Here is a 23760-nt window from a genome sequence, read left to right as displayed (position 1 = left end):
TAGACAAGACAATTATGCCGTAATTAGACCCAGGGTTCCACTAAGGTGAGCCTACCCACGCAGCGTTGGTGACGGGTCCGCCGTCGAGCCCTACTACCTCGCGTAGAATGGGCGGGTGCCACAGCTTCCCACTCCCGAACCTGCCCTGATCATCGAGGGGCTCATTAAAGACGTCGGACCCATTACTGCCCTTGATGGCCGGATGAAAAGAATCGTCTCCAATATTAGTCTCCAGGCCCGTTTCGGTCAGGTCACGGCGCTGCTGGGAGCCAACGGCGCCGGAAAAACGACCACCATTGAATGTGCCCAGGGCCTGCAAAACCGCACCGGCGGATCCGTGTCCTTGCTAGGCCAGGACCCTCAGCACGCTGACGCCGCGTTGCGTTCCCGCGTGGGCGTCATGCTCCAGGACGGCGGACTCCCCCCGTCAGCTAGGCCTGTGGCCCTGTTGCGGCATGTGGCGAGCCTGTACGAGAACCCGTTGAGCGTGGATGCCCTGGTGGACCGGCTGGGGATCGGAGAGTTTTCCAGCACCACCATCCGGCGCCTTTCCGGCGGTCAGAAACAGCGTGTTGCCCTGGCGGCAAGCCTGCTGGGCAACCCCGAGGTGCTGTTCCTGGACGAACCCAGCGCGGGGCTCGACCCGCAGTCGCGCCTGATGGTCTTTGAGCTGATCCGAGAACTGCGCGACAGCGGCAAGGCCATTATCCTGACCACGCACCTGCTCGACGACGCGCAGCGCCTGGCCGACTATGTGTACATTGTCAACCACGGCGAGTCCGTCGCCGAAGGCACGGTGGCCGAGCTCCTGAGCCAGTCGACGGCGGCACAAAAGCACCGCACGATGACGTTCGAGTCGGCCCCTGGCTTGGATACGGCCGCCCTGCAGCGCAGCGGCCTTCATTGCACGGAAACCCGCCCCGGCGCCTACAGCCTGTCGGGCTCCATCACGGCCGGTGACATGGCGGCGTTTGGTCAGTGGTGTGCCGATACCAACGCCATGCCCACCTCGGTACATCTCGCCTCACAGTCGCTTGAGGATGTCTTTCTGGCAGTGTCGGCCACGGCCTCACCCGCCGGCAAAGCACCATCCGGCACGGCACCCGCCAGCGCAGCACCGACTAGGCCAGCATCATCCAACGCAGAATCGGAGCTCTCATGAGTACGCCCTCACTTTTCGTAAGGGAGCGGACCACGCGACCGGCAACGCTGGTACGCCGCGTCCTGAGCCAGGGCCGCTATGAGGCTGCCACCATGTTGCGTAACGGTGAACAACTAGTTCTCATGATCGTTATGCCACTCCTTGGCCTGGTTGCCTTGACAGCCACACCGTTGCTGGATGGCATGGGGTACAGCCGCGTGGAGATGGCTGCACCGGGCATCCTGGCCCTGTGCGCGCTTTCTACGGCGTTCACCGGTCAGGGCATTGCCACGGGTTTTGACAGGCGCTACGGCGTGTTGCGGTTCCTCTCAACAACGCCGCTGGGCAAGGGCGGCCTGATTGCCGGGAAGGTTATTGCCGTGCTTGTGGCCTTGGCCATCCAAGTGGTCATCATTTCCACTGTCGCGGCGTTCCTTGGCTGGCGTCCCCCGGTCGCCGGTGTGATGATGGGTGTTCCCTTGCTGATTCTGGGTGCCATCACCTTCACGGCCTTGGGGCTGTTGATTGCCGGGACCGTGCGCCCCGAAGCCACACTGGCCATCACCAATCTGGGGTGGCTGCTCTTTGCTGCTTTGGGTGGCATTGTTCTCCCGGCCAGCAAGTTTTCAGCGTCCATGGCCGACTTTATCCAGTGGCTGCCCTCCGGCGCGCTAGGCAACGTGATGCGCGGGGCACTTCTGGAGAGCCGGCTTGATATTTTTGCACTGGTCATCCTGCTGGCGTGGGCGGCTCTTTGTTCGCTCGCGGCCGTTAAATGGTTCAAATGGAATTGAAAGATGTGAATGACGTGATACCTCCCACCACTGCCAAGCGTTCCCTCGCCGGCCGTCTGCCCACAAGCATTACCCCGGCCCTGCGCCGCCTCTCGATCGCCTCGCTGGTGGGTCAGGGCGTTCTCATTGTTTCCGGTGGCATAGTGAGACTGACCGGTTCCGGACTGGGTTGCCCCACCTGGCCCAAGTGCACGGCCGAATCGCTGGCCAACACCCCCGCCATGGGCATTCACGGTGTCATTGAATTCGGCAACAGGACTCTGACATTCCTGTTGGCAGCGATTGCGCTGGCCATGCTGGTGACGCTGTGGAACCTGCGCAAGGAACGCAAGGACTTGTTCTGGCTGGCCTTTGGCTTGCTGGCCAGCATCCCGGCACAGGCAGTCCTTGGCGGCATCACAGTGCTCTCCGGCTTGAACCCCTATGTCGTGAGCCTGCACTTCCTGGTCTCGGCCGCCCTGGTGGTGGTCGCCATGCTGCTGGTCAACCGCACCTACGGGCGCACCGGCATGAGTGCACCGTCCGACGCGGTGCGCCCCCGCCCGCTGATTCGCCAGCTCAGCGTGGTGGCCGCGATTGCCACGTACCTGGCAGTAATTCTGGGCACGCTGGTCACCGGCGCCGGCCCCCACTCGGGCGACTCCACATCCCCCCGCATTGAACTCGACGGCTACCTGGTGACCCGCATCCACGTGATTCCTGTCTATGTGCTGGTGGCAGTGTCACTTGTGCTTCTGGTGCTGCTGTGGCGTCGCGGCAAGGGCGACCTCCTGCGTCATGGCGCCATACTGCTGTTCCTGGGCGTGCTGCTTCAGGGTTTCATTGGCTACTGGCAGTACTTCACGGGCATCCCGGCCTTGCTGGTTGGCTTCCACATGCTCGGTTCCTCAGTAATGCTCGCAGCGGGCACCAATATTGTTGACCTGGCCCTGCGCCGAGGCAAGCAAGGCTAGCTTTTCTTTGTACGACGGCGGCCGGTGATCTTCCCTCGGAAAGTCACCGGCCGCTTTTGGTTTCCGGTGGCTTCGAATCGATGACCCCCACTGTGTGCTTAGGGGCCCATTTTGAGTTACCAAAAGTCGATCTTACTCTTTGCTAGCACGAAGGACACATAACAATGGATGGTACCGAACAGGTGGCAGTTGCCGCCCGATCTAATGGTCCGCGTAAGTGGTACCGGGGTTCCGTGGACTGGGCACCGGTCATCTACGATGGCTGATGGCCGGCGCCCTTGGGGTCCTGGGGTCCTGGGGTCCTGGGTTCCTGAACTGTATCGTTGTTGAGGGGCCTTTTGGTTAGTTCCAGTCGTCCTCGGTTTGGCGCATTCTTATGTTTTCCTCACGCCGCATGTCAACCGTTCCAAGTTTGATGTGTCGTGAATTATTCGCCAAGCAATTCGCGATCGAGTCTGCCGCGACTCGATCGTGAATCATTTGCAGTTTCAGCCAGAGAGCTAAAATCTCTCCCCCGGTAGCCCAACTTCGTGACGTCAACGCCAGAAAAGCGCCATCCTGCGAAGCTCGCGGTGGTTCCGCCGGCGTGATGCAGGCAGAACAGCTGCATACCCGACACCAAGGGACTATTTAAAGTCGAGCTTGTGCCTGTCGTGCTCCATGCGGGATGTCGCCACGTCATTCATGTTCTCCTCGGCCCATTCCTTCATTTCAAAGACGATACGCAGAAGCGAGCGGCCGCGAGCGGTGAGTTCGTAGTCTGTTCGAACGGGAACCAACAGCGTGACGTGCCGGGTGACCAGTCCGTCCCGTTCCAGAGAACGCAGAGTGGAGGTGAGCATCTTCTGACTGGCACCTGCAACCAATTTGCGGAGGTCACTATGACGCTGCTTGCCATCCACCAAGGCGAGCAGTACCAACGTTACCCACTTGCTGCTGATCGCCTCAAGCAACTGCCGCGCGGGGCACAGGTCCAAGGATGCGTTGTAGTGGATCTGAGCTGTCTGACGTTTCTGTGCAGCAGTAAGAGCCATTGCCATCACTTTCCCATTCAAATATGTCGTTGGGCCCAGCATACGCGGGACTGGCCACGGCATGAGCGCAAGCCCCCGGGTTTAGCCGTAGGGTAGGGAGAATTTCAAGCAGATGGAAAACGTCCTGCAACTCCTAAGCGACTGAACCCTGGGCACAGTTCGATGTGGTGCCAACCAACAGCGATTCGCCAGCCAAGGCCATGGACGGCAGGTCTGAGTGGTGGTCGCCGTAAGTGAAACTCGCCATCAGGTCACCCCATGCTCGGCCGCATGGGACTGTACGGCCCGCGCTTTGGCATGGCCCACCAGTGGGTCCTCAATTTCGCCTGTGTACCGGCCGTGTACGCTGTGCAGCAGCGTACACAACACTTCAAGATGCAGCCGGCGTCGCTGCACGCGCACTAGCGCTGGCTTGAATCACGCCGTTATTGCGACTTTCGGCCGCGCGTTTTGTGAGTGCCCATCCAAGAGGGACGTAACAGGCTCAAGAAAACGCCACTCCCCCGGTAATTTGGATTGATTGTCCGCCCAGCGCCCCCCAGCTCGGCGCCATCGGTGACACTAAGGCCCTCCCACCAGCGAAAATAGCGGGCATTAGTCTCGGACCGTGGCACGTTGTCCCTAGCCGCAGTGCGCAACCCACCCAAGAAACTTTCGGCTTCTCTCAGTCGGAGGTGTTCAGCGGCGTCGAAGAGAAGGAGCCCAAAGAAGGAGTTGTACGCCACAACTCTGCCGTCAATGTCGGTGCAGCCTGGGAACAGGTATCGGTTTCTTCCACAAGATGAATCCTAAAGTCGGTTTCGCGTATTGGAAGCTCCCGCGAAGAGGGCACCCTGGAGTGCCCTAGGCACAAAATAGTACGTTCTTACGCATATCCGGGTCCTCAGTCAGGATTGACAATGGGGTACAAAGTGCCCGATCCGCGCAGCTTCGGAAGGAAGCCAATGCCTACCATCCTCCACATCAACGCCTCCCCCCGCTACGCCAACAGTGAGTCCCTTCGGTTGGCTCGGCATTTCATTGATTCTGTCCAGGGCACCAGTCCGGAGACCTTCGAGTTGGAGACCTTGGACCTGTTCAGCGACGGAGCTTTGCCAGTTTTCGGTCGTATCGCAACCGACGCCAAGATGGCGGTATTCTCTGGCCAGGACCAGACCCCGGAACAGGTCGAGGCATGGGAATCAGCTCGAACAGTGTTCGATCAGTTCGCTGCTGCCGATGCCTACGTCTTTAACATCCCGATGTGGAATTCCGGCGTTCCCTACGTACTGAAGCAGTGGATTGACATCATCACCCAGCCCGGTTGGAGCTTCGGGTTCGATCCTGAAAAGGGCTACCGAGGGCTGATGGCGGGCAAGCAGGCCCTTGCCATCCACACCAGCGGTGTTTACGCACCAGGTGTACCGGCAGCTTTCGGTTCTGATTTCAGCAGCACATTCTTCGCTGACTGGCTGAACTTCGTAGGCATAGAGGACGCCACACATGTCCGTTTCGCTCCCACCGTCCTCAACGGCGACGTGGACGGTACGCGCAAGGCTGCCGAGGTTGAACTCTCCGAAGAAGCCTTAGCTTTCGCCAGCAAGCTCAGCGCTGTCGGAAACCTCCAGCTTGCCAACAACTAAGGCCGACGCAGTGCGCATCGGCAATTCGGGTACCTATTCCTCCGGGTAAGAATTTCACCTCCATGGCTCTTTCCCACTACACCGGGCTGCCCAGGACGAGGGCAAGGACCATGCGAGAAATCCTGCCTGAGGCCGCTCCTGGCAAGACGCTCGAAGAATGCACCGCAGTTGAACTGATCCAGATGATCGTGAGGCGTCACGTGGAACGCGCCGTGTATGAGGACCAACTGTCGGATGGTTTTGTCTCTGACTGCAGAGTATCTATCCGTACAGATCAGCCTCAGTCAAACCACGTGCGCCTTGGCCAGACTGGGCGAGATTTTCGCGGTCTGAGCGGCGTGAGGACGCTTTTCTTGCCCAGGAATCAATAACGGTAGAGCGTTCTGAGCCAATGCTTCGTTTCAGAGCCTCCATCAGGCCCTTGATGTTGTTGCCTGCATCGCCGCCAAGTCTCCATAGGACCCACAGTTGGTCAGTATGTCGGGGCGGTACGGGCCTGCTCTGCTTGGCTCTCGGAGACTAAGTTGACAACAATCGGTGCGACGGCGCTCTGTGGACGATCAAGAAAATTATATGGCCTTGGTGTGTACTCGAGCCCTGCAGCACTCCCGCTACCTATAAGGTGAATAATGTCTCTTGTAATCTTTATGAGAGGCGACAACTAAGAGAACGGGAGTAACTACATGCGCGGAAGCAGTCTTGTATGGACAATCGTAGGTGTTCTCGTGGCCATTGCCTTGGTCATTTGGATCGTTTCATCGATCTAGAGCGCCTTCTCATAGTGGATAAGGAGAGCCCCTGTTAGTTTGGGGGCTCTCCGGGAAAGGCCCGGAACGCAAACGAATTCTTTGCATTCCGGGCCTTTCTGTCTCGCAGCGGCAATACCTTCCGCTCGCGCCTTGAGCGCGGAACCCGGTGGCGCGCTTGTTGTGCGAACAGAGCCGAAGCACTGCGATGTGGCGCTGCCAAACAAGGTTCCGGCTCCGTGCACAAACACGGCGCCCACCATCACAACGACGGCCAAACACTTGCCTGAATGCTCGGCACTCCTGCCGGGCGAGCATGATGAAGTGGGCCGATCCAGGCTACGTCAGTTTTTCGTCGAACTCCGGATCGACGATGCCCCGATCTACACGGAACCTAGAGCGGTTTCTTGGCCAAGTCTTTGTCCACGGATGAGGACTTGCGCCCCAGCCTGCGATCGAGAGTTACCTGCAGGCGCGCGGCCGCAATCTGCGCACGTTCCTCACCACGAGATTTCGACGAAACGATTGGCTCAGTGACCTGCTGAAAGCCCTGCCCCTTTTTCGATGCTGGTGTCATCAGACTCACGGGACCTCCTGATTTTCGTCGTTGCTTCCATTGTCGCCTTTGTTGTCCCCTGAGTCCAGATCCGTCTCCACGTACTCATTGCCCGGAGCCGACCCTGTCAGTCGCTGCCAAAATTTCTTCCAAGCTGACAGGGCTTTTGGCGGGGCGACTTCCGGATCGGGCTCGAGCTCCGTCTCGGGTTCGGAGGACTGGACAAGAGCCGGCTGTCCGTTCGTGGGGTTCTTGAGTATTCGCAGAGCTTCGTCGAGTAACAGCAGCTCCTCGCGGGCAGCCAGCTTGCTTTTAGCGAGCAGGGTAAGAATTGAGAAGCCCAGCGTTCTCGCATCCGGATTCTTCTCGCGAGCCATCTCTATGGCCCATTGTGTTCGCTTCCACCACTCGGTTCGCGCGTCAGAAATGGTGCGCTGTCGAATCGTCCTCCACCCGACGAGCCCTGCCACCAAGGCACCCAAGATAACCGCAATGGGTCCGAGGGAGGAAAAAGTGTCCCACGATAGTGCGGGCTCTGAGTGGATGACGACGTGGATCGGTTCGGTGCTCACAGCGGGCACGGGGGCAACAACTGGCATGGTGAGGGCCCTAGGGGTGGCAAGGGGAACGGAGTGGATGTCACCGACTCAGCCTATGCCGTACATGGGGCCATGTGAGTGCGCCACCACTTGGGGAGACGTGGGAAACGAATTGTCCCGCTCACGCCACCGAGCCGGTCCACTGTGAATCCCGAACGCTGCTAGTCAGCGTTCTCTTCGATGTCCTTCGGCCCGCTGAGATCCATGTCCATCAGCGGGACAACTTTTGATTTAGTGACGAATCGGTGGATCAGCCACAGGCCCAAGAAGAGCGGAATACCGATGTAGGAGGACAGGATCTCCGTTCCCCTCCCTGCCAAGACCGCCTGGTAGTTCTGCCCCGCAACCACCACGATAAGGACGGCGAAAGCCAGCAACGGTCCGATCGGAAAAAACGCCGCCCGGTATGGCAAATCGCCAACCTTGTTTCCTTGGGCGAGGAATCCCCGCCTGAAGCGGTAATGCGAGAGCGCGATTCCTGCCCAGACAATAAACCCGCACAACCCCGAAACATTGAGCAGCCACGCGTAGGCCGCCCCTTGACCGACGATGGCGCTCAAGAATCCAAAAAGCCCCACGGCCGCCGTGGCCAACAAGGCAGCCATGGGCACGCCGCGTGAGTTTGTTCGACCGAAGATCTTTGGCGCCTTGCCGTCATGGGCCATGGCATACAGCATGCGCGTAGAGGCATAGAGGCCGGAGTTGCCTGCCGAGAGGATGGCGGTCAGGATGACTGCATTCATCAAGGCAGCCGCAAAGGCAATGCCCGCCCGTTCAAAGACCACGGTGAACGGGGAAGCTGCAATGTCTGCTTCGCCAGAGGCCAACAGGCCCGGGTCTGTGAATGGAATCAAGCAACCAATGACAAAGATGGCGCCGATGTAGAAGATCATGATGCGCCAGAAGACAGAGCGGATCGCTCGGGGAACCTCGCGCCGCGGGTTCTTTGCCTCCCCTGCTGCAACACCCACCAGTTCGGTGCCTTGGAATGAGAATCCGGCGATCATAAAGACGGAAATGATGGAAACCCAGCCGCCGTGGAACACATCCTCGCGGTTCAGCCAGTTGCTCAGGCCCGGGGAGTTGTCCCCGAGGATGCCTAAAATCATCAGCACACCTGCCACCAGGAACAGCACCACTGCCACCACCTTGATGAGTGAGAGCCAGAATTCGCTTTCGCCGAATGCCTTGGCCGAGAGTGCGTTCACTCCCGTGAGTAGCACGAGGAAAACACCGGCCCAGACCCACCCCGGCACCCCGGGGAACCAGAAGTCCATGATGATTCCGGCAGCGACCAGTTCGGCAGCCACGGTGATGGCCCAGTTGAACCAGTAGTTCCAGCCGATGGCGAAGCCGAAGGACGGTGAAACGAAGCGTGTTGCGTACGTTTGGAATGAGCCAGCCACGGGGATCTTTGCAGACATTTCCCCGAGGGACTGCATCACCAGGAAGACCATCAGGCCCACCAATATGTAGGCAAGCAACGCTCCGCCGGGGCCGGCTTGCGAGATGGTGCCACCGGAGGCGACGAAGAGGCCGGTGCCGATGGCACCGCCGATGGCGATCATCTGGAGGTGGCGGCTGCTTAGCCCGCGTCTAAGTTCATTGTCAGCCTTGTCCACGGCGGGGCCATGGTTGATGCCTCCGGCGGGAGCTTGTTGCGCTGTCGATGCATTCGCAGGCGCCGCGGAAATTTTGCTCATTGGCAGCTTCTAACACCATCCGGGGTCGTCGAACTTTGTGGAGCTCCATGCAAGATTGCGGATCCGTTGAGGTGAGCCACCGATGGCTGAATGTGCAATCTGATTCTTGTGCGCTCCGAAGAACGGTACTTCTGATGCATTTTTGACTTCCCGGCTGGTGGTTTATCTGGATCAAAACCATGCCAAATTCTTGGATCCGGGCCTGCTAGACCCCGAAATGTCGTGCAGAGATTCGTAGTGAGAACTCCATTTTGACGCGACAACACTGACTATTATGACGGGCATTTGTCGCAAAGCAGGAATCGGCGTTGTCGCCAGGGCGTTTCGCTGCCTGCCCAATGGTTAGTCGCCTGCTGGCGTGATGTTTGGGCGACAGACGTGGGCGGCGAGGCCAGCAGCAAGAGCGGCTGCAATGCAGTCGGCGGTGTCGGGCAATCCTTGAGCACTTCCTAGCGCTCACCGATGCTGATGGCCCGGGCATAAAGCTCGGAGTACTCGATCCCGATCTGGGCCAGGCAGAAGTTCATGGCCCACTTCAGCCGGTCCGGGGTATTCTTCATCTGCGCTTCAATGATGTCCAACAACCTTGGAAGGTCCAAACCTTGCGGCCTTTCACCACGCGCTCACTGGTCACGGCCCAACCGGCACTGGCCACCACCGGTTCCGGCTCGGCGAACCAGGCCACGCGCAGCTCCTGCGCATCCGGGCTCTGCTTCACCACATAGTGGCCAGCCAGTCGTTGACCTTGGGGACGCGGGCCTCACGCAACGTGGCCTCCAGCTCGTCACGCCCAAAGTCCCTCGGCCGGCAGATCAGCAGCGCCACCAGCCGTCCCGCAGTGCCACCGATCGCCCAGAGTTCGCGGGCAAGATCCTGCTGCGTCTTCAGCCGCTTCGAAATGGCGCGCAGCTTGCGCAGGTTCACGTCGTGGTCGTCACCGTGCTTCTCATTCACGGCACGGGCCTTCGGATCCCCCAGCGCCGCCAATTCGGCCAACAGCTCAGCCGCTGCAGTACTTGTCGTTGTTGTCCGGGCCATCTTGAATTCCTGTCCATCACGCGTGAGTTTCAGCGTACTAGGAAAGCAATCTCATCCAGCGAACATGCAATCGAAGCCTACTGGCAAGCTCTTGGACCTGGGCCCATCTGTCGGCTCCAACGTTTTCGAAGGCGACCGCGCACAGTCTTGTTTCCCCGCGAATGTTCAGCGACCCGGACTTCCCCCGGGGAAGTGATCGCCGGACCTTCAGGCCCGGTGGTGCCAGCTGAGGGTATGGGGTTGACCTCGAACGACGGCGAGAGTCGTCACCGGTTGCCCGTTCGCAACAGCCCGTGGTTGCGCATGTTGTCATCGGTATTGTCGACCATCGCGACGGATGAGAAGCGGCTGAATTTTCGTTGGCATCTTGAACCAGTGCAGCTGAGATTCTTGCTATGTCAGCGGTGATTTTGACGCAATACGGGTGTACGTAGCTGTCTAGCGCCCCGGCATGTCACAGTTTCCTCCTCGGAGCGCATTGCCGGTTAGGCAGATGGGCTCGGGCCCTGCCCAAATCGCTCTCAAGCGGGCCAACGGCCGCTATGGCGTCCTCGGTAACTCCCAGTACGGCCGCGACCAGCATCAGGTGCTCGACATTGCCGCCCTCACCCGTTTCCAAATGCATAAGGGTGGCCCTTGAGATGCTTGCCCGTTCTGCAACCAGTTCCTGGGACAGTCCAAGAATGATTCGCCGGCCCATTGCGACTTCATAGCTATTTTGGCGTTGATCAGCATGCTGGCAACGCAGGAATCCCGGCATTTCACCGGCACCAGGCAGCGTCAATGCAATATGTTCTAAGCAGCTGAAGGCCAGCTGGAGCATGAAAGGGACAACCCATGACCAGCCCGGTCCTCCACCAGTGGCCGTCCAGCAGCAGCCAGCACCGACATTCGGAAGTCTCAGCAGTGGTGGGAACCGGTGTTTCCGTCTGGGAACGCGCCACTTTTGCGGTGCTCCGATGGAGGGTAAAGACTTCAAACGGGTCCTCCGTGGATTCAACGGAGCCTGCGGCACCGGGCCAGCGTCTGACCGTCACGGCGAAGCTGTTCGGAATGACAGTCCATGAACCCGTGGAAGTAGTGGCCGTGGCGGAAGACCCAGGCCGGGTCGGGTTCTCCTACAAGACCCTGCCCGACCCCACGCACACGAAACAAAGTGAGAGTGAGGCCGATGCCACGCCCGGCGCGCACTCGGAGACGGAAATAGTGGAAGCGGCGACTGCCAGCCTGGGAAAACACACAACCACTGCCGACGAGCTCTATTTTTTGCTTCTGGGAAGGGTTTGGCTTCACGATGCCCGGGCACGGGTAGACGTCCGGAACCGCTCCTATTTTCTCTACACAGGGCGTGTTTCCGAAAACGGCGCATGAGCAATCACCGCGGAAGATCAGGCGCCGGGCCATCAGCGGATTCCGGACCCTGCTTTCATCAGGCCGGCTGACCGTGCATGGTGCGTGGCCAAGGACGTAGATCCCCACTGAATTGGTATCGGGTCCAGCACCGAAGCCACCAATGAGCTCATGGCAGATCCACGACTGGATCCAGTCCGAGTCAATCCTGCAGACAAAACTTCCCAGTATTGCTAATGTGAGAGCCCCGTTGCGCCGGGCAGGCCGCACCACCGTAGTGCCCGCCCCCAAGGAAGTGGCCGTTGGGCCACCCCGCGGCGGCGCAGCGGGTGATGGCCTCCTCCAGGTGCGCCACACTTTTGCCTAGGTCAGCGATGATCGTAACGGCTGACCGGCTGGCTCCGCGCTCGATCTCGCTGCGGCGTTGCTCCTCGCCGGACGCGTACTTGGGAACGCCCTGCCCGCGCAGCGCCCTTAGTAGTCGACGTGCGTGGGCATCAGCGTTGCCACTCGGCGCATCAAACGCGCCTGCGCTGCCGAACCCAGTTGAGACGCTCGATCCGGAGTACCCTCACGATTCATGAATCCACGGCTCCTTCTCGATCACTCGGCGGCTGGTATGGCTGTGGGTTGTCCATGCGCACTAGCCACTCATCGAGCAAACTAGCAGTGAGCTCCGGCTGGTCCAGATGGGCGTTGTGGCCGGCCCGGTCGAGGACAACCATTGAGGCCCGTAGGTAGTGTTCTGAGAGCGCGATCTGGTCCCGGAACCCAACGATGTGGTCTTGGCGTCCCGCGATAATGACTGTGGGTCCGCCAAATTTCGGGGAACGATCTTCGGGCTCGACGCCCAGCGCGTAGTTGCCCAAGATTCTTTCGATGGCGGTTTTGTCGAAGGCCCGCAGACCCGGCAACACAGATTCCTGGAAACGATTCCAGCCCTCGACGGATTGAACGACAGCCATTTCCGCGTAGTCCGCCGCATCCAGGGGGTCCAACGATGCCAAAAGTTCCGGGTCACTCTGCAAGACGGTTTGGGGTGGCACAGTTCGGTGTGCCTGGTCCGTGACGACCACCGGGCAGATGAGGGCCAGACCGATGACCTGATCACCAAACTCGGCGACGATGTGCCGGGCGATCATGCCACCAAATGAATTGCCGAGAAGCGCAAATCGTGCGTCCCCGAAGGTCGTCCTGACGAAGGCAACTACGGCTTCGGCGATAGCGTCTGCGCTGCCAATCTCCGGTCCGGCAATGGATTTTCCCATGCCCGGCAGATCAATATATATGCGTTTCCAGGTGCCTCGTGCAGCGAAGATGGGATCGAGCCCCAGCAACAAGTGATGATCGACGCAGAATCCATGGACTATCAAGATAGGGGTCCCCGAACCACGTTCAATAAGATGCACGAGAGAAGGCTAACACCCGCCCCCCGACATCGCCGGGACCACGAGCGGGCCGCTTGATCTTGACTTTCCTGTACGGAAAGGGGGAACTTTCCGTAACGGAAAGTGAGGACTTCGTGGTTGATGCGAATCCATGGTCTGCAAATTTTGATCCCCGCGAAGTGCTTGCCGAGGCCGACAACGCTTCCAATGCCATGGTGAACTCCACGGAGCCACCCCGCGGTTTCATGATCACTCTGGTGGCACTTATTGCGACCATCACCGCACTCGTTAACGTGGTCTCGTGGTCGGTGATTCTCGGTCTAGCTGCTTTTGTTGTTCCCTTGGGCATTTGGTACTACCTCATGATGCGAAAACGGCCCAAGCCCCGCGTCGTACTGAGCCACTCGGGGCCGTACCTCGGGTATGCCCTTCTGCTCATGCTGGTCGTACAGTTCAGCCGCTTTTGGGCAACGGGCTCATGGGGTGAAGTTGCTGCCAAGTGGCTGGTCACTTTCTGGATTTGTGGGTTCTGCATGTCCCGCATGCGCACCTCGATGATGAAGAATCGAATCAAGGACGCCAATGAGCGCCCCATCTAACCACGTTGAGTTCAACGAGTTGATCCATGCCCCAGTTCGCTTGCGTATCTGTGCCGGCCTGGCACCGTTGCAATGGGCCGAATTTGCCCAGTTGCGCGATTCGCTTGGAGTCGCGGGTTCAGTGCTGAGCAAGCATCTTAAGCAGTTGACCGACCCCGGGTACGTCCACGTCGAACGATTCGCCAAGGGAGGGCGAAGCCACGTCAGGGTTGCACTTACCGTGGAGGGCCGGAAAGCATATGTCGGACATGTCGCAGCTTTGCGCGCCATGACAGAGCCTTAGCCAGCTGAGGCACCACGCCCGGGCGGATCTGGTTGCTGGCCGATAGTGGGGAGGATACCTGCAGCACCGCAGATCACCCAGCCCGGGCTCCCCCATGCCCGCAAGGCGCTAACCTGCGGCTCAATCACCTCCTTCACCGTGTCGTGGAACGCCTTCGATCCCCGCTTGCGATTCAGAGTTGCCAATAAGCCATTTTGGCCTGTTCCTGCATGGTGATGTTGCAACAATGCAGGATACTAAATAGCTGTCGTTGTGTCTTCAAAAGTATGAGTTTTGTATGACATGGTGGGAACTCCCTTTCGACTGCCCCACGACTGCGAGCATAGCCAGTCAGCCCCCATGCTGCCCCTATCATTTTACTCTTGATTCACCCGAGTTGCCCGGCTGGTCTCACAACCCACGGGATACGAGACATATTGGTTATGAGACAGTCGTGTCCGTCAGTAGGTTGTCGCGGGCGGCCCCCGCGAAGTGTTAGCGGCCATGAAAAACTGCCCATAGGCGGCCACGTAACTGCCCACTGATGGCCAGCAGAAATGCCCATTGGTGGCCATGAGATCTGCCCACTCTTTTCTAGCATCGCCGTGTTCTTAACGGCGGGAGCCCCTTCCTGGGGTTTGATGTCGGTGTCTAGTCGCACCAAACCAAACCAGGAAGAGGCTCTATATGAAGTCTGACGGAGAAATCATGGAAATTCTTGAAGCGTTCGATCTTACGAAATCGTTTCGCGCCGCGGCCGTGCTCGCGGGATGCTCGCACCACACCGTGGCCAAGCACGTTGCCGCCCGTAATGCCGGCAGACCTTTGGCGGAACCAGTGTCCAGGGATAAATGCACCGATGAGTACCTGCCCAAGGTCGAGGAGCTCGTGGAAAAGTCACGGGGCCGGATCCGGGCTGATGTCGCCCACCAGACGCTGGTCGGCATGGGCTTTGAGGGATCGGAGCGTTCCACCCGCCGCGCCGTGGCCCAGGTCAAGGCGGCGTGGAAGCTGGGACGGGTACGCGTGCACCGCCCCTGGATCACCCAGCCAGGCGGCTGGCTACAATACGATTTCGGAGACGGCCCTTATATTGATGGTGTGAAGACGGTGTTGTTCGTGGCGTGGCTGGCCTGGTCACGATTCCGGATTGTCATCGCGTTGCGGGACCGGACGGCGCCGAGCGTGTTCGCCGCCCTTGATAGGTCCTTCCGTATCGCGGGCGGGGCCCCAACTTACGTCCTAACTGACAACGAAAAGACGGTGACGGTCTCGCATGTGGCTGGGGTGCCGGTGAGGAATCTGCAAACTGTTGATTTTGCCCGCTACTACTGGGTGACCGTGTTGACGTGCCAGCCGGCGGATCCTGCTTCCAAGGGTGGGGTGGAGAACGCGGTGAAGGTCGCCAAGGCTGACATCGTACCTAGGGATACGAACTTGCGCGAGGAGTATGGCTCCTTCGCCGAGCTGGAGGCCGCGTGTGAGGAGTTCATGGCTCACATCAATGCCCGTGAGCACCGGGTAACCAAGCGTAAACCGGCGGCGATGCTCACCGAGGAAGTCTTGCGCCTGCACCAGGTGCCGGATGACGCCCACACTGTCTCCTTCGGTCTGGCCCGTACCGTGCCGCCGAACACGCCCATGGTCACCTTCAACAACGCCATGTACTCCGTTCCATCCCACCTGTTGGGGCAGAAAGTGTTCGTCCGTTCCCACGGCACCGGCCCGGATGAGAAGGTCATCATCGTTCACCACGGCGTGCACGGCCCGGTGGAAGTTGCCCGCCACTGCAGGGCACGGCCCGGGAGCCCGTCGATCAACGACGAACATTTCCCCGGGTATGTTCAGAAGATCCCGGGTGACTACACGCCCAGGGCCCGCACCGGGGCCGAGGCCGAGTTTCTGGCCATCGGCGGCGGCGCCGTTACCTGGCTGAAGGAGGCCGCAGCGGTCGGTACCTCACGCATGAACCAGAAAATGGCTGAAGCTGTTTCGCTGGCGAAGATCGCCGGCGTCATTGACGTTGACCGGGCCCTAGGCACCGCGGCGATTCATGGCCGCTTCGCCCACGGAGACCTCTCATCGATCCTGCAATCCGGCCGGGCCAACACCACCACGCACGCCGCCAGCGAAGACACGTCCCTGACGCAGGGCACCGGCGCATGGGCTGCGATCACCACCACAACCGCCACCATGAGCGAGGTAAAGCCGTGAACCCGTTGAACACCACCGCCCCGGCACTGCCGGCGGATCTTGAAGCCATGATGCGGTCCTTGAAGATGCCCCACGCCCGCGCCCTGGCGCCGGAACTCGTCGCTACCGCCCGTGCCCAGCGCTGGGAACCGGTCGAGGTGATCAAGGCCCTCTGTGCGGAGGAAATCCGTGGCCGGGCCGCCTCGATGCTCGCCACGAGGCGCAAGGCCGCCGGGTTCCCGACCGGGAAAACCTTCGATGTCTGGGACCCGGATGCTTCCTCGATCCCGGTCCCGACCCAGCAAGCCCTGCGGACCCTGGAATGGATCCGCCGCGGGGAAAACCTTGTCGTCTGCGGGCCCTCCGGCACCGGGAAAACGTTCTTCCTGGAGGCCCTGGGCCAGCAAGCCGTGGAGGAAGGCCTGCGCGTGGCCTGGTTCCGGCTCGAGGACCTCGGACAGCTCATCCGCGCCCACCGCACCGATGACAGCGTCACCCGCGCCGTCACCCGGGTGCTGCGCGCTGATTTGGTCGTGATTGACGATATCGGGCTTCTGGCCGTTGGAACGGACGCCGCCGAGGGGCTCTACCGGGTCGTGGATGCCGCCTACGAGAAGCGCTCCATCGCGATCTCCTCGAACCTGCACCCGGCCGGTTTCGATGAGCTCATGCCCAAAACCCTGGCGACGGCGACGGTGGACCGGCTGCTGCATCATGCACATGTCTGCCAGACCAGCGGCGACTCCGTCAGGCTGACCCAGGCCCTGGCAGGAAAAGGAGTGACACAACTGAGCTAAAACACCGGACCAGTATGGCCAACCACAAATCTATATTTGCGGGCAGATCTCATGGCCATATCCGGGCATTTTTGCTGGCCACCAGTGGGCAGATAACCTGGCCGCTGGTGGGCAGAACCTCATGGCCCTTGACATTTGGGCAGTCTATTGATCCATCTCTCCCCCATGATGTGTGGCCGCCAAGAGCAGCCGTCAATCAGCTACGAAGTGCTGCCGTCCCCCATCCTATGCGTTTCAAGACACATAGTTTCCGAGACACCTAAGAGGGGTGCTGGAAGATTCTGCCGACCGTAAGCTGATCCCCTAATGCACTCTCAGATGGTCGGCGCCTGCGTCCTTTGATGGACTGTGCGTAGAGCCGTTGGAGAACAGTAGTTTTCAGACAAAAGCTCGAGCGCATGGGTGTGGCTGATTGAAGTCAGAACGTGTCTGCCCTAAATCGCGCCGTAAATGCTTCTCGTGCGACGCTTACTACTCAACTGTCGATCGTAGACATAAAGACATATCTGCACTGCAGCGGGCACGGAGTCCCGCAGAGAGAGGAGACGCTGACATGTGCTTACTCGGCGGAGGCGGTCGGAATGAGCTACTCGACGAGCTGACACACAAGTGGATGTCCGATCGCCCGAAGCCTCCTTGGGTCTTGTTTCTCGCCGATCGGGCAAATGACTTCCTGTCACTCTGCCGCCTCGAGCACGAGCGCTCTTGGATCGGTCACATGTTCGCCAGCATTGGCGATCACCCGACTTGAACCACGCTCATCAACGACTACACCGACGAGGGCACGGTCCTAGAGGCTCGTCGGCGCCGCGTGCGCAACGCATTGGTGCATGGCAATCCTGCGAACTTCGACGTCGTGCAATCCGTTCGTGAGTACGCCGAATTCCTGGGCGGTGGCGCACTCAACCTGGCACTTGAGGCCTTCGTCGATGATATATCTCCCCCTACCGCTTTGGCGGCAAGAACGGATGAGTTCACGGAGATGCAAGACGGGCAGGATGCTGCAAGCTTCTGGCGCGCACGACCCGCTGCAACGGGGTAAACGCCTTCTCCCCTGCAAACATTGTTGTGCGGGACCAGCTTCAGGGCTGTCACACAAGCCGAGCCTCTATCGGCCACCACAGCACCACCAGTCCTGAGCTTTCAGGACCCTGCTATCCCGGGCTCATCGATTCTCGCAAAACTGCCCGATAAAAGGCGCCCCAACAGCTCCGGCTCAGACCGTCTCGCAACCCTAGGGTTGTGAGACAGACCTATGCCCGTTAGTCGTCCTCGGAAATCGCGCACTCGGACCCCACTCGACCTTGACTGCTCTAATCAGGGAGCTTGAGTGCCAAGGGCCCCGCACTTCATTGAGACTGTCCAATTCGGGTTCGGTAAGTCGCGAGGTTGACCCCACCTGGCAACGGCTCGATGCCACTGGCTTGCAAGTCGCGGGGTCGAGTGCCATCGCTGAAGAGCGGGATTCCGCTGACTAGGAGAACGGGGTTGATCTTCAGCTGAATCTCGTCAATGAGGTCGACAAGCTGGGTAGCCAGCTCACCGCCCCCGCATAGCCAGATGTCGAGGCCGGGCTCGTCCTTGAGTTCGGTAACACGCGCGGCGATATCGCCACCCATAATCTCGACATGGGGTGACTTGGGTAGATCTTGATGGGTCACGACGATCTGCCGCAGATGTGGGTAGGCTCCGTCGGTCAAGCCAGCCTCCAGGGCGGGGGCGTGGGAGCGGCGACCCAACAGGACTGTGTCGAATCGGCGAGGCATGCCGGTCACACCGAGCGCTTCACGCAGATGCCCCGGGCAAGTTTCTGGGTACTGGGCGAATAGGCTTGCCAGCGTTTCCGGATGGACGGGGAAGCGAGAGAAGTCGCCCGCCGGGTCGGCGATAAAGCCGTCGATAGAGGTGGCTACGAAGTAGACGAGTTCGCGCATGATGTACTCCAATCAATACAACTGTTGTAGTTGTCTCAATGTACAACACCTGTGGTGATTGGCGTACTATGTCAGCATGGCTTCGAATCCGCGACGCAGAGCAGCCGTCACTGACGCAGCTCTCGTCATCCTCGGACGCGACGGTGGGCGGGCCCTGACCCACCGGGCCGTAGACGCGCTAGCTGAAGTCCCATTCGGAACCTGCGCGAACTACTTTCCAACCCGCGCGACGCTCCTGCTCGCCATGGCCAAGCGCATCTTTGACCGACTCGAGCCTGACGATGATCGCCTCTCGCAACTCGAGCAAGCGTCGGAGCAGGAAGCGTTAGCGGAATACGCTGGTTACGTCGTCGAACGTCTCACCAAAAATCCAGACGTAGCACGAGCCCTCATCGAACTTCGCCTCGAAGCTTCCCGCGACCACGAAGTGCACGACGCCCTCGCGCCGTTCCTACGTCAGGGCCTGAGGGACGACCTCGAATTCCACCAAGCCAGGGGGCTTGACTCGAACCCGCGCGTCGTCGTTCTCCTGCACCACCTAGTGAACGGCATCCTCCTCGACCACCTCACGATTCCCCTGGATCCCCAGAGAGACCCCGTTGCCACCGCTAAAGAAGCGGCCCGATACTTTGCCCCCGGTGCGTAGATCTTTCGCGGCAGGCGGGAGGGTGAAGCGACTTTCATTTCGCAAAAAAATGGGGCGAGATGTCGTATAATCTCAGCGCCTCGAAACTCTAGGCATATGAGACGTCTCATCGGCTTCAGCCAACTCTCTCGGCGTCTGCTTCAGCTCCCGCGGAGTCACACCAGATTCTCTCCAAGCAGTTTTTCTCGTAACCATGTCTCGAAACTCTTTGGTTCAATTGAGGTATTCATCATTAGTTATGAGACGCATTGGAGCTGACCGTGACGAAACTAATCGGCTACGCCCGATATGTGGGCGTGAGACACGTCCGCTAAGTCCTCCGTCTCATGTGTAACACCACCTTTTGCGGCCGGACTCATCTGGGGCTGTTGTTGCCGTGGAATCTTTTAAAGTAGGGTCTCTCCCGGAGGCTGAGCTACCTTGAGTGTCCTCTCGACGCTGTTCCGCAGGGAACGTCTACTGGGTCATTCCTGGCATCGAGCGTGAGGCGCTTCCTGCTGGGGGCCGTTTTCGGATTGAAGATCTGTCGCCCCGTCATGTGAAGTCGCCGTCTTACAACTTCGTGGCATCCACCAACATTTGGACCGCGTCTTGGTTGCCGGTGACCGCGATGTCGTCCTCGCTTTCAAGGGATGCTCCACCGATGATGACCGCTTTCCATGCCCTGGTGGTGCTGTTCACCACCGCGTCGACGGCGCCGACGCCGGTAGCCTTCGTAACCGTAGATCCTGTGGTTGTCATCGTGGCCAGGTACTCCACGGGCTCCCTCCCGGATACGCGCGAGTCGCTCAGCTTCAGCGCAACGCTGCTCTCTGGCGTACCTTCAGGCAATCGGCGTGCGTGCGCCCGCATTGCCAGCACGAGGGTGTCGGGTCCCATATCAGCCTCGAACGGCAGACGGGGAGATTGGACAGCCCACAATGACAGTGCGGTGTTGACGGCTTCCAGACCGCGACCCCACTCGGTGAGGTCATAGACCATCACTCTGGCCGGTGCCGGCAGTGAGGTGCGCACGACAACGCCAGTTTCTTCGAGGTCCAGCAACCGTTGCGTGAGCACGGCTGGACCGATCCCCGGGATGTCACGTTGGAGGTCGAGAAAGCGTTTGGGCCCCAGTAGCAACTCCCGTACCACGATGATCGCCCACCGTTCCCCAATCAAGTCAAGTGCGTGCGCCGACGCGCACCCGTCGTTATAGGAACCATAGGATCTTCTCGCAACCATAACCCCATGTTACTACTTGCTAAGAAGTGCGCACTACTGTAACAATAGCGAAATGAGGAAACTATCCAGCTCCGAAATCTGGTCTGTGGTCCACCATGAGCGACAGGCACTGATCGACGACCTCGCGGTACTCGAAACGGACGAGTGGTGCACCCCGTCTTTGTGTCCTGGGTGGGATGTCCACGACGTTCTGGCCCACCTCGTCGATTCGGCCAAGACCACCCGCCTGGGCTTTGTGCGTCGCATGGTGGCCGCCGGTTTCGACTTCGATCGTGACAACGCTGTCGGGGTCACGCGGGAGAAGGCAACACATCCCCACGACACGCTGAAAGCGTTCGAGGCAGTACGCAGCCATATCGCCACACCCCCGGCGGCATTGGCTACTCGGCTGGTGGAGGCCTTCGTGCATGGTGAGGATGTTCGCCGCCCCCTCAAGATCGATCGGAACTACTCGCCCACGCATGTCGCCCGTGCTCTCGCCTACCAGGTGAAGACCAGCGTATCGATGGGCGGCGGCAAGGAGATGGTTCAGGGGTGGCATCTGATCGCCTCCGACACACCGTTCGAACACGGCGACGGACCCAAGGTTCATGGCCCCGCGATTGCCCTTCTGCTCGCCGTGTCAGGCAGGCCGGTCAAAGCCGATGAACTCACCGGACCCGGAGCCCACAACTTTGCGACGACACCGGGTGAGGAATCGTGACGACCACAGTTGACGGTCCCGGCCAGAGGCTTGATGTCACGTTCACGGCCAGGATCATTGCCGATTCCACCAGTGGCTGGCCCTGCGTCCAGATGCCCGACTCCGCCGACTTTTTCGGCACCGGTAAAGCAGTCAAGATTGGTGGCGCCGTGGATGGACACCCCTACGAAGCAACGATGCTGCCCGTGGGCGGCGGCACCCACATGATGCCATTACGGGCGGCGTTCCGGAAACTCCTCGGGAAGAGCGTGGGCGACAACGTCGCCGTGCACCTGACTGACCGGTTCTCGTGAACGTACCCGGAAACCAACCCTCTACGGGACGTGGTTGTTCGCGGGTCTACGCCTGTTTAGCTAGCCGCGCAACGACGCGGGTGAGAGTGCTTGCGCGAGTCTCGGGCGTGTAGGCCTTCAGCAGCGGCAGGATGTGGAGATATCGGTCAGAGCGACTGAGGCGGCAGATGCCGGGGGGGGTCTTGCCGGTGCCACTGTCAGTTCTGCGGGCACACTGGCGGTGCGGTGCGTATCGTACGCGGCTTCCCATCGTCCATCGGTCTTGGCTTCATGGATCTCCTTGAGCCCGGGCGGTCGCACGCGTCCGGCGGCGATTAGCGATTCGACCCTCACGACGTTGACCCTTGACCACGGACTCCTTGGTCTGCGGCGCGAATACTGTTGGAGAAACGACACCTCGTCGCAGGCCTTGCGTTGACCGTCAATCCACCCGAAGCACAGCGCCAATTCGCCCGCCTGGGCAATCGTGATGAGCGGGACACTTGAATGTCGCTTGCCGATTCGCAACCACGCCTCGGCCTGTTAGTCGTGCTGAACTTTCAGCCACGACTCCCAGTCGGACGCTTCAGAGAATTCAAGTGCATTCACTGTTAGGCCCCGGGCAATGATGAGAGCACCTCACGATAGTGGGGGCTGGTCATAACACCCAAAAGGTTGCCGAACGGATCGATCACCGAGGCCGTGACAAAGCCAGTATCGCCTCGTGCCGTTATGGGCTGGTATTCCGTGGCACCCATCGACAGAAGCCGCTCCATGGTGCCGTCAAGGTCTTCGACGTGCCAGTGCATGACTGCACCGCCGGGTTCGAATACCCGATCAGTTGTTGCAGCGGAAGGGCGGTACCGGCTATCGATGATGCCAAGCTCGTGCTGGTAGTCGCCAATGCGGAACTCAGCGTATGCGAGATTCCCCTCCGGACTGGACCTCTCGAAATAGGGATTGAAACCCAGGAACTGGGCATACCAGGCGGTGGCCGCCTCAACATCCTCGGCCCAGAAGTTGATCGTGCTGAATCCCCGCAAGCTCATGGTTTATCCCTCGTCATAGATTGGCTGCTTCTTCCGTTCAGCGTATTCTGAATTGCGGAACGTATGGTTCCGCAATAGCTGAAAGACTTCAGAACATGTTGGACACCTCAGTTCGTCTGCTTCGCCTGCTCTCCCTCCTGCAAGTGCAGCGCGACTGGTCCGGCGCTGACCTCGCCGGCAGGCTGGAGGTCACGACGAGGACGGTCCGCAACGATATTGAACGGCTGCGCATACTTGGCTACGAGGTGCACTCCTGCACTGGAATCACCGGAGGTTATCGTCTCGCGCCCGGTTCGACATTGCCACCACTACTACTTGACGACGAGGAAGCCGTCGCTGTGGCAGTAGGACTGGCTACCGCAGCTTCGGGCTCTGTGGCAGGGCTCGAAGAAACGTCCCTTCGGGCAATGGCCAAGCTTGAACAAACTCTTCCTACACGGCTGCGACACCGTGTGGATGCTCTGCGGCTAGCCACCGTGTCGGCGACCGGCCGTGGGCCCACCGTTGAGGCGAGGATACTCACCGTCATTGCCGGAACCTGCCGCGACCACCAACAATTGAGCTTCGACTACCTGGGCCGTGACAGCACAGTCAGCAAACGACGTGTTGAGCCTCATCGCCTCGTTTACACCGGCCGCCGCTGGTACCTCCTCGCATGGGACCGCGACCGTGAAGACTGGCGCACATTCCGAGCCGACCGCATTAGCGAACCCTTGCCAACCGGTCCGAGGTTTACCCCGCGTGAGCCACCCGAGGATGCCGCCAATCACGTCCTGCGGGGGGTCGGCTCACGGGCATGGAAACATCAGGCCCACATCCAGCTGCACGGTACCATCGACGCCATCGCTGACATTCTTCCGCCAGAAGCCGGACTATTGCACCCCATCGACGAACACAACTGCCTTCTGGAAACTGGCAGCGACTCCCTGCACGATCTCGTTCGCTACATCACGAACCTCAACGTCCCATTCACCGTGCTCGATCCACCCGAACTTCGGACCATCTTGCGAGAACTCGCCGACCGCTACACCAAAGCAGCCACCGAACCGCCGCCGGTTCGTCCCTGAAAGAAGTTTCCGGACAAGAGTTCAGCACTGTCCGGCAAGCCGGTCCCTCACCGGACAATCACCGGCTTGCGGGACAGTTGGGCGCGGGCT

23 protein-coding genes and 1 pseudogene are annotated in these 23760 nt (G+C 60.0%); 14 read left to right on the top strand and 10 right to left on the bottom strand.

Annotation, left to right across the window (positions count from 1 at the left end):
* Nucleotides 1–115: 115 nt before the first annotated feature.
* Genes ACX80E_RS02505 through ACX80E_RS02495 form a run of 3 tightly spaced genes read left to right on the top strand, consistent with a single transcriptional unit; the run spans nt 116 to nt 2888 of the window.
* Nucleotides 116–1162 carry an ABC transporter ATP-binding protein gene (locus ACX80E_RS02505; RefSeq protein ID WP_459300218.1) on the top strand — a complete coding sequence of 349 codons (1047 nt, stop codon included), beginning with the start codon at nt 116–118 and terminating at the stop codon, nt 1160–1162.
* Nucleotides 1159–1935, top strand: a complete 777-nt coding sequence (locus tag ACX80E_RS02500) for an ABC transporter permease (RefSeq protein ID WP_459300216.1) — start codon at nt 1159–1161, stop codon at nt 1933–1935. Before ACX80E_RS02505 ends, ACX80E_RS02500 begins: the two co-directional genes overlap by 4 nt.
* The gene (locus tag ACX80E_RS02495; protein WP_459300214.1) at nt 1926–2888 is read left to right on the top strand and encodes a COX15/CtaA family protein; all 963 of its coding nucleotides are present in this window, start codon (nt 1926–1928) and stop codon (nt 2886–2888) included. The genes ACX80E_RS02500 and ACX80E_RS02495 overlap by 10 nt, the downstream gene beginning before the upstream one ends.
* Nucleotides 2889–3514: 626 nt before the next feature.
* On the opposite strand, the gene ACX80E_RS02490 is transcribed toward ACX80E_RS02495, so the two are convergent.
* Entirely contained in the window at nt 3515–3928 is a 414-nt protein-coding gene (locus ACX80E_RS02490) for a winged helix-turn-helix transcriptional regulator (protein WP_459300370.1), read from the bottom strand.
* Between the two features lie 938 nt (nt 3929–4866).
* Between ACX80E_RS02490 and ACX80E_RS02485 the strand changes: the two genes are divergently transcribed.
* Nucleotides 4867–5544 carry an FMN-dependent NADH-azoreductase gene (locus tag ACX80E_RS02485; RefSeq protein ID WP_459300212.1) on the top strand — a complete coding sequence of 226 codons (678 nt, stop codon included), beginning with the start codon at nt 4867–4869 and terminating at the stop codon, nt 5542–5544.
* A gap of 1140 nt (nt 5545–6684) precedes the next feature.
* On the opposite strand, the gene ACX80E_RS02480 is transcribed toward ACX80E_RS02485, so the two are convergent.
* The 5 genes and pseudogenes from ACX80E_RS02480 to ACX80E_RS02460 all read right to left on the bottom strand — a co-directional run bounded on the left by ACX80E_RS02480 (nt 6685) and on the right by ACX80E_RS02460 (nt 10886).
* The gene (locus ACX80E_RS02480) at nt 6685–6867 is read right to left on the bottom strand and encodes a hypothetical protein (RefSeq protein ID WP_459300368.1); all 183 of its coding nucleotides are present in this window, start codon (nt 6865–6867) and stop codon (nt 6685–6687) included.
* Between the two features lie 5 nt (nt 6868–6872).
* A complete protein-coding gene (locus ACX80E_RS02475) occupies nt 6873–7445 on the bottom strand; it encodes a hypothetical protein (RefSeq protein WP_459300210.1) in 573 nt (190 codons plus the stop codon).
* A gap of 161 nt (nt 7446–7606) precedes the next feature.
* A complete protein-coding gene (locus ACX80E_RS02470; protein WP_459300208.1) occupies nt 7607–9148 on the bottom strand; it encodes an amino acid permease in 1542 nt (513 codons plus the stop codon).
* Nucleotides 9149–9600: 452 nt separating this feature from the next.
* Nucleotides 9601–10186: pseudogene (locus ACX80E_RS02465) on the bottom strand (DNA alkylation repair protein); the annotation flags it as partial.
* Nucleotides 10187–10640: 454 nt separating this feature from the next.
* On the bottom strand, nt 10641–10886 hold the full coding sequence (locus ACX80E_RS02460) for a helix-turn-helix transcriptional regulator (RefSeq protein ID WP_459300366.1): 246 nt from the start codon (nt 10884–10886) through the stop codon (nt 10641–10643).
* Nucleotides 10887–11023: 137 nt separating this feature from the next.
* Between ACX80E_RS02460 and ACX80E_RS02455 the strand changes: the two genes are divergently transcribed.
* Nucleotides 11024–11557 carry a DUF1990 family protein gene (locus ACX80E_RS02455; protein ID WP_459300206.1) on the top strand — a complete coding sequence of 178 codons (534 nt, stop codon included), beginning with the start codon at nt 11024–11026 and terminating at the stop codon, nt 11555–11557.
* 557 nt (nt 11558–12114) lie between these two features.
* On the opposite strand, the gene ACX80E_RS02450 is transcribed toward ACX80E_RS02455, so the two are convergent.
* Nucleotides 12115–12945 (bottom strand): alpha/beta fold hydrolase, encoded by an 831-nt coding sequence (locus ACX80E_RS02450; protein ID WP_459300204.1) that lies wholly within the window; start codon nt 12943–12945, stop codon nt 12115–12117.
* A gap of 113 nt (nt 12946–13058) precedes the next feature.
* Between ACX80E_RS02450 and ACX80E_RS02445 the strand changes: the two genes are divergently transcribed.
* The 5 genes from ACX80E_RS02445 (at nt 13059) to ACX80E_RS02425 (ending at nt 17817) form a co-directional block, all read left to right on the top strand.
* Nucleotides 13059–13523: a hypothetical protein gene (locus tag ACX80E_RS02445; protein WP_459300202.1), complete on the top strand. Its 465-nt coding sequence runs from the start codon at nt 13059–13061 to the stop codon at nt 13521–13523.
* Complete coding sequence (locus ACX80E_RS02440) at nt 13507–13806, top strand: transcriptional regulator (protein ID WP_459300200.1); 300 nt, start codon at nt 13507–13509, stop codon at nt 13804–13806. Before ACX80E_RS02445 ends, ACX80E_RS02440 begins: the two co-directional genes overlap by 17 nt.
* A 666-nt stretch (nt 13807–14472) precedes the next feature.
* Nucleotides 14473–15999: an IS21 family transposase gene (gene istA, locus ACX80E_RS02435; RefSeq protein WP_459300198.1), complete on the top strand. Its 1527-nt coding sequence runs from the start codon at nt 14473–14475 to the stop codon at nt 15997–15999.
* The gene (istB, locus tag ACX80E_RS02430) at nt 15996–16775 is read left to right on the top strand and encodes an IS21-like element helper ATPase IstB (RefSeq protein WP_459300196.1); all 780 of its coding nucleotides are present in this window, start codon (nt 15996–15998) and stop codon (nt 16773–16775) included. Before istA ends, istB begins: the two co-directional genes overlap by 4 nt.
* Before the next feature lie 811 nt (nt 16776–17586).
* Nucleotides 17587–17817: a hypothetical protein gene (locus ACX80E_RS02425; protein WP_459300194.1), complete on the top strand. Its 231-nt coding sequence runs from the start codon at nt 17587–17589 to the stop codon at nt 17815–17817.
* Between the two features lie 307 nt (nt 17818–18124).
* Here ACX80E_RS02425 and ACX80E_RS02420 read toward each other — a convergent pair whose 3' ends face one another.
* The gene (locus ACX80E_RS02420) at nt 18125–18709 is read right to left on the bottom strand and encodes a dihydrofolate reductase family protein (RefSeq protein ID WP_459300192.1); all 585 of its coding nucleotides are present in this window, start codon (nt 18707–18709) and stop codon (nt 18125–18127) included.
* A gap of 76 nt (nt 18710–18785) precedes the next feature.
* Here ACX80E_RS02420 and ACX80E_RS02415 point away from each other — a divergent pair, with 76 nt between their 5' ends.
* On the top strand, nt 18786–19355 hold the full coding sequence (locus tag ACX80E_RS02415; RefSeq protein ID WP_459300190.1) for a TetR/AcrR family transcriptional regulator: 570 nt from the start codon (nt 18786–18788) through the stop codon (nt 19353–19355).
* Nucleotides 19356–19907: 552 nt separating this feature from the next.
* Here ACX80E_RS02415 and ACX80E_RS02410 read toward each other — a convergent pair.
* The gene (locus tag ACX80E_RS02410) at nt 19908–20579 is read right to left on the bottom strand and encodes a winged helix-turn-helix transcriptional regulator (protein WP_459300188.1); all 672 of its coding nucleotides are present in this window, start codon (nt 20577–20579) and stop codon (nt 19908–19910) included.
* Between the two features lie 52 nt (nt 20580–20631).
* On the opposite strand from ACX80E_RS02410, the gene ACX80E_RS02405 reads away from it, so the two are divergent.
* Both ACX80E_RS02405 and ACX80E_RS02400 read left to right on the top strand, forming a co-directional pair.
* The gene (locus tag ACX80E_RS02405; protein WP_459300186.1) at nt 20632–21282 is read left to right on the top strand and encodes a maleylpyruvate isomerase family mycothiol-dependent enzyme; all 651 of its coding nucleotides are present in this window, start codon (nt 20632–20634) and stop codon (nt 21280–21282) included.
* On the top strand, nt 21279–21575 hold the full coding sequence (locus ACX80E_RS02400) for a DUF1905 domain-containing protein (protein ID WP_459300184.1): 297 nt from the start codon (nt 21279–21281) through the stop codon (nt 21573–21575). The genes ACX80E_RS02405 and ACX80E_RS02400 overlap by 4 nt, the downstream gene beginning before the upstream one ends.
* Before the next feature lie 590 nt (nt 21576–22165).
* Here ACX80E_RS02400 and ACX80E_RS02395 read toward each other — a convergent pair.
* Complete coding sequence (locus tag ACX80E_RS02395; protein ID WP_459300182.1) at nt 22166–22603, bottom strand: VOC family protein; 438 nt, start codon at nt 22601–22603, stop codon at nt 22166–22168.
* A 95-nt stretch (nt 22604–22698) separates the two neighbouring features.
* Here ACX80E_RS02395 and ACX80E_RS02390 point away from each other — a divergent pair, with 95 nt between their 5' ends.
* The gene (locus ACX80E_RS02390) at nt 22699–23670 is read left to right on the top strand and encodes a helix-turn-helix transcriptional regulator (RefSeq protein ID WP_459300180.1); all 972 of its coding nucleotides are present in this window, start codon (nt 22699–22701) and stop codon (nt 23668–23670) included.
* Nucleotides 23671–23760: the final 90 nt, after the last annotated feature.

The sequence above is a fragment of the Arthrobacter sp. TMN-49 genome, assembly GCF_054511095.1.
The sequence above is the reverse complement of the archived record's forward strand: the minus strand, read 5'-3'. Positions and strand labels throughout refer to the sequence as shown.

What these genes read in the sequence shown, in the direction of transcription:
- ACX80E_RS02405 (WP_459300186.1), top strand. Translation starts at nt 20,632, where the DNA reads ATGAGGAAACTATCCAGCTCCGAAATCTGGTCTGTGGTCCACCATGAG.
- ACX80E_RS02395 (WP_459300182.1), bottom strand. Translation starts at nt 22,603, where the DNA reads ATGAGCTTGCGGGGATTCAGCACGATCAACTTCTGGGCCGAGGATGTT.
- ACX80E_RS02440 (WP_459300200.1), top strand. Translation starts at nt 13,507, where the DNA reads ATGAGCGCCCCATCTAACCACGTTGAGTTCAACGAGTTGATCCATGCC.
- ACX80E_RS02415 (WP_459300190.1), top strand. Translation starts at nt 18,786, where the DNA reads ATGGCTTCGAATCCGCGACGCAGAGCAGCCGTCACTGACGCAGCTCTC.
- ACX80E_RS02495 (WP_459300214.1), top strand. Translation starts at nt 1,926, where the DNA reads ATGGAATTGAAAGATGTGAATGACGTGATACCTCCCACCACTGCCAAG.
- ACX80E_RS02485 (WP_459300212.1), top strand. Translation starts at nt 4,867, where the DNA reads ATGCCTACCATCCTCCACATCAACGCCTCCCCCCGCTACGCCAACAGT.
- ACX80E_RS02455 (WP_459300206.1), top strand. Translation starts at nt 11,024, where the DNA reads ATGACCAGCCCGGTCCTCCACCAGTGGCCGTCCAGCAGCAGCCAGCAC.
- ACX80E_RS02490 (WP_459300370.1), bottom strand. Translation starts at nt 3,928, where the DNA reads ATGGCAATGGCTCTTACTGCTGCACAGAAACGTCAGACAGCTCAGATC.
- ACX80E_RS02420 (WP_459300192.1), bottom strand. Translation starts at nt 18,709, where the DNA reads ATGCGCGAACTCGTCTACTTCGTAGCCACCTCTATCGACGGCTTTATC.
- ACX80E_RS02475 (WP_459300210.1), bottom strand. Translation starts at nt 7,445, where the DNA reads ATGCCAGTTGTTGCCCCCGTGCCCGCTGTGAGCACCGAACCGATCCAC.
- ACX80E_RS02410 (WP_459300188.1), bottom strand. Translation starts at nt 20,579, where the DNA reads ATGGTTGCGAGAAGATCCTATGGTTCCTATAACGACGGGTGCGCGTCG.
- ACX80E_RS02470 (WP_459300208.1), bottom strand. Translation starts at nt 9,148, where the DNA reads ATGAGCAAAATTTCCGCGGCGCCTGCGAATGCATCGACAGCGCAACAA.
- ACX80E_RS02460 (WP_459300366.1), bottom strand. Translation starts at nt 10,886, where the DNA reads ATGGGCCGGCGAATCATTCTTGGACTGTCCCAGGAACTGGTTGCAGAA.
- ACX80E_RS02390 (WP_459300180.1), top strand. Translation starts at nt 22,699, where the DNA reads ATGTTGGACACCTCAGTTCGTCTGCTTCGCCTGCTCTCCCTCCTGCAA.
- istA (WP_459300198.1), top strand. Translation starts at nt 14,473, where the DNA reads ATGAAGTCTGACGGAGAAATCATGGAAATTCTTGAAGCGTTCGATCTT.
- ACX80E_RS02500 (WP_459300216.1), top strand. Translation starts at nt 1,159, where the DNA reads ATGAGTACGCCCTCACTTTTCGTAAGGGAGCGGACCACGCGACCGGCA.
- ACX80E_RS02480 (WP_459300368.1), bottom strand. Translation starts at nt 6,867, where the DNA reads ATGACACCAGCATCGAAAAAGGGGCAGGGCTTTCAGCAGGTCACTGAG.